This window comes from Dysgonomonas sp. 511, from assembly GCF_010501105.1.
Taxonomy (GTDB): domain Bacteria; phylum Bacteroidota; class Bacteroidia; order Bacteroidales; family Dysgonomonadaceae; genus Dysgonomonas.
The window spans coordinates 1-4,394 of the sequence record NZ_QVMQ01000060.1 but is presented as its reverse complement, the minus strand read 5'-3'; the positions used below and the strand labels follow the sequence as shown (position 1 = coordinate 4,394).

Sequence of the window (4,394 nt, the reverse complement as noted above, 5' to 3'; positions counted from 1 at the left end):
ACAAAACTAATTTCAAAAATGTCAAAGAACGAAGCGGTTCAAGTGAACCAAATTTATTTAATTTTTAATCGTCCATTTTTTTTTAGTGGACAGTAGTGAGAATACATTTCACTTACGACAAATACCGTCAATCCCCGACATATATTGTCACCAATCTGGAATTCAGTGAATTACCTCAAAAACTATTCTATTTTTGAAGCGATAAACTCATTTTTCACTTTAAAAACAGATTGTTATGGCAGAACAGGACACCCGCGCCGATACCCAGGGTAATGCCGTCTTTAACGACCAGCTGCACGATATCCTTTTGGTCATGGATATGGAAGAAATGACCTTAAAAGCAGTAAAGGACATTGACAAGAACGGGAAGATGCAAACCACCGATGCAGACAAAGGAGCGAACAACACCTTCCTGGATATCGACCAAAACGGGAATCTGGTAGATAATTTCCTCAAAAACTTTTACCGGCAGGCCAAAGACCCGACCCGCTTCCAATTTTTTAAAGTTCCGGTAAACAAATTAAAAGAAACAGTACAATCCCTGAAAGAACTCTTTAAAGCCGATCCATCCTCCAAATCAAAAAAAGTAGCGGAACAGTACAAGGTTGATCCCGAAAAAGGCATTCAAAAGAAACAGGATGAAAAACCTGAAATTACTAACCAAAACGAAAATTCAATGGCAAAAACAACAACAGAAAACGCTCCTACCCAGCAGGGGCCACGCACCCGCTTCAATGAAGCGATGATCAACTGGGACGAACTCGGAAAGCTCGGTATCTCCAAGGAATACCTGCAGGAAAAAAATATGCTGGACGGTATGCTCCGCGGGTATAAGTCACGCGAAACAGTCCCTATCAACCTGAATGTCGGCTCAGCCGTTATCAAGACCGATGCCCGTCTGTCCTTCCAGCAATCCAAAGAAGGCCCCGTAGTGATGGCTATACATGGTATCCGTAAAGAACCCGAGCTGGACAGGCCGTATTTCGGGCATATATTCTCAGAAGAGGATAAAAAGAACTTGAAAGAATCAGGTAATATGGGACGTGTCGTTCCCCTGCAAACCCGCAACGGAGAATATGCACCTTCCTTTATCAGTATCGATAAAATAACCAATGAAGTAGTAGCCCTGCGTGTGGAAAATATCAATATCCCCAACGAGATCAAAGATGTAAAACTAACCGAGCAGGAAAAAAAAGACCTGCGGGAAGGTAAAGCCGTATATATCGAAGGTATGAAATCCGCCAACGGTAAAGAGTTTGATGCGCATATACAGATCAATGCCGAAAAACGGGGCATCGAATTTATCTTTCAGGATAACAAACTGTTCAATAGCCAGTCTATCGGTGGCGTAGAACTGACGAACAAACAGGTGGCGGACCTGAATATGGGCAAAGCTATCTTTGTAGAAGATATGACCCGCAAGGACGGTGAAAAATTCTCGTCCTTTGTCAAACTCGATGAAGGCAGCGGACGCCCGAACTATACCCGCTATAACCCCGATTCACCCGAAGGCAGCCGGGAGATCTATGTCCCCAAAGAAATGCACGGAGTACAGCTTACACCACAGGACAGGGATGACCTGCGACAGGGCAAACCCGTATTCCTTGAAAATATGGTCAACCGCAAGGGTGAGGAATTCTCCTCCTTTGTCAAACTCGATCTGGAAACCGGAAAACCCAGCTACTCCAAAACACCCGACGGTTTTACGGAGCGTCAGGAATTCAGGATACCCGCGGAACTATGGGGCGTTAGCCTGTCTGCAACCCAGCGGGCAGGGCTGCAGGACGGGAAAGCCGTGCTCGTGGAAAATATGACCGGCTTTAACGGGCAGAAATTCTCCAATTACGTCAAAGTCAACCAAAACCAGGGCAGGCTGGATTATTACGAGCAGAACCCCGACAGGAACAAGAAAGCAGAGAAATCTGATGTTGTTGCCAAACAAAACCAGAAAGAAGAGAAGAAACAGGATAAAAAGCAAAGTGGCAAACAGGAGAACAAGCCTAAAAGGGGTAAGGGTATCAGCTGATACCTTCCTATGTTTCCATGGTATAAATTATTAATGACGATCAAATAAATATGACAAAAACAGATAATGAAAAAAAGCCTTTCGATATTTCAGCTATTAACTGGGAAGAACTGGCTCAGATAGGTATCCACAAGGATAAGCTGGAGGAAAGCGGGGAACTGGAGACTTTACTAAGCGGAGAAGAAACGGGTATCATACCCCTTCAACTGGTACTACTCGGTATCGATGTGGATATGGACGCCACACTTCAACTGGTGGAAGGAACGGATTCCCCTGTATTGGAAATAAAAGGGATCAAACCTGTATCCCTGAATTAATCATCCACTATTTATTAAACACTAACCTTTTTGCCGTTTCCCCCATCCGGGGAGACGGCTTTTAACCCATACAATTTATGATTGCAATTTTAGCAGGGAAAGCCTCTGCCGGTAGGGATATTGCCCGGATAGTCGGCGCAAATAAGAAACATGACGGTTATATGAGCGGTAACGGATACCTTGTCACCTGGACATCGGGGTTTCTTCTGACACTCGCCTCGCCCGAAGATTACGGCATAACCCATATCGGTACGGATGATATACCCTTTATACCCGAAAAGTTCATACTTGTACCCAGAAGGAATAAATCGAACAAACAACCTGACAGTAATGCTGTCAGGCAACTTAGAATAATAAAGAATGTCATAAAACGCTGCAGGAGCATTATCGCGGCAACTGAACCCGACGAAGACGGGGGATTATTATTCCGTAATATCTATCATTATTTCCGATGCCGGAAACCTTTCAAACGCCTGTGGATAAATTCCCTAACCGATGAGGACATACAGAAAGGGCTTATCAGACTACAAGACAGTAAAGCCTTTGACAACCTCTATCTGGCAGCTTATGCACGTGCTCAGGCTGACTGGATGATCGCCACCAATGCCAGCAGGGCTTTGTGTATAACTTCCGGGATAGGCAACGATTCTTTAGGCAGGCTGCATACTCCGGTACTGGCTATAATCTGCAAACGCTATTTTGAACATATCCATTTTGTAGCCAAGCCTTACTGGCAATTGAAACTACAGGTTGAAAAAGGAGGAACTCCCTTGTTCTTTACCTGCAATGAACAATTCAGCGATAGAACTACCGCAGAAAGAATATACTACAAGCTGAAAGCAATAACAAATGTCACGGTCAACAAAGTAGAACATAAGGAACTTAAAGAAGAACCACCATTGCTTTATAACCTGACGGAACTGCAAAAAGACGCCAACATCCGTTTCGGATATACAGCAGACGAAACACTGGAGATTGCCCAACAGCTTTATGAGAAGAAACTGATTACTTATCCCAAAACATCCGGCAGGTATATTTCAAATAAGCAGTTTAAGAGTATAACCGGTTTGCTGGACACCCTTTTGTCCCATTCCCAATTTGCGGCATCTATTATCCGGTTAAAGCAGATAAATCTGAACAGCCACTGCGTCAACAGCAGGAAGACAAAAAAAACATCCGGCTATCCTTATCACAGGCAAGAAGGATGTTGCCACGGATGAAAATGAGGAGAAAATCTATAACCTGATTGTCGGACGGATACTCGAAGCCTTTTCACCTGAGTGTATCAAAGAATCGGTAGATGTGGAGGTAAACTGCAACGGTCATGTATTTAATATATCAGGAATTCAGGTTAAGGATAAGGGCTGGAAAGAAGTTTATCATTGGAACAATGATAAGAATATAGCAGACAGGAACAATAACAACGCGGATATTCTCAACGGCTTTAGAGAAGGAGAATCCATCAGGATCAACAGCCATAATTTAATCCAATTTACAACCAAAGCAGAATCGTTGCTAACGGAAGCTTCCTTATTGGATGTTATGGAGAATGTTCAGTATGGTTCTATTGGACACAAGTCTGCAAAAGCTATGGAACTTGGCATTCCTGCTATGCGTGCATCCATTATCGAAACACTTATAGAAAAAGAATATATCGAACGAGACGGTATCCATCTGCTGCCGACAAAGAAAGGCTTGTTTATCTATGAAGCAGTCAAAAATATGCGTATAGCCGATGTCGAACTGGCGGCAGGCTGGGAGCAAGCTATCCGGAAAATAGAAAAAGACAGAGGTTTTATGCTCACCTTTCTGGAAGCATTTAAGATCCATACACGTCAGGTGACTGATGAGATTATCAGCCTGCGTATGCCCCGTGAGCAGGAGAATGCCTGTATCTGCCCCAAATGTAACTTAGGGCAAATGAATATATACCATAAGCTTGCCAAATGCACCGTAATCCTTCGGTCTGCCTCATCTTTTACAATATTTATATAGTTTTTACCTTTGCGGAGAGAGTTAACGATAAATTAACGAGCCATCAGTTTATGCAA

4 protein-coding genes are annotated in these 4,394 nt (G+C 43.4%); all 4 read left to right on the top strand.

Annotation, left to right across the window (positions count from 1 at the left end; genetic code table 11):
* Nucleotides 1–235: 235 nt before the first annotated feature.
* Entirely contained in the window at nucleotides 236–2,026 is a 1,791-nt protein-coding gene (locus tag D0T57_RS15025; RefSeq protein ID WP_163274290.1) for a DUF3945 domain-containing protein, read from the top strand.
* A 50-nt stretch (nucleotides 2,027–2,076) separates the two neighbouring features.
* Nucleotides 2,077–2,343, top strand: a complete 267-nt coding sequence (locus tag D0T57_RS15020) for a DUF4099 domain-containing protein (RefSeq protein ID WP_163274289.1) — start codon at nucleotides 2,077–2,079, stop codon at nucleotides 2,341–2,343.
* A 77-nt stretch (nucleotides 2,344–2,420) separates the two neighbouring features.
* Nucleotides 2,421–3,563 (top strand): DNA topoisomerase, encoded by a 1,143-nt coding sequence (locus tag D0T57_RS15015; protein ID WP_163274288.1) that lies wholly within the window; start codon nucleotides 2,421–2,423, stop codon nucleotides 3,561–3,563.
* The gene (locus tag D0T57_RS15010; protein ID WP_163274291.1) at nucleotides 3,526–4,338 is read left to right on the top strand and encodes a DNA topoisomerase; all 813 of its coding nucleotides are present in this window, start codon (nucleotides 3,526–3,528) and stop codon (nucleotides 4,336–4,338) included. The genes D0T57_RS15015 and D0T57_RS15010 overlap by 38 nt, the downstream gene beginning before the upstream one ends.
* Nucleotides 4,339–4,394 lie beyond the last annotated feature (56 nt).

Bases quoted from the DNA above. Each gene is read 5' to 3' on its own strand.
- D0T57_RS15025 (WP_163274290.1), top strand. From the start codon at position 236: ATGGCAGAACAGGACACCCGCGCCGATACCCAGGGTAATGCCGTCTTT.
- D0T57_RS15020 (WP_163274289.1), top strand. From the start codon at position 2,077: ATGACAAAAACAGATAATGAAAAAAAGCCTTTCGATATTTCAGCTATT.
- D0T57_RS15015 (WP_163274288.1), top strand. From the start codon at position 2,421: ATGATTGCAATTTTAGCAGGGAAAGCCTCTGCCGGTAGGGATATTGCC.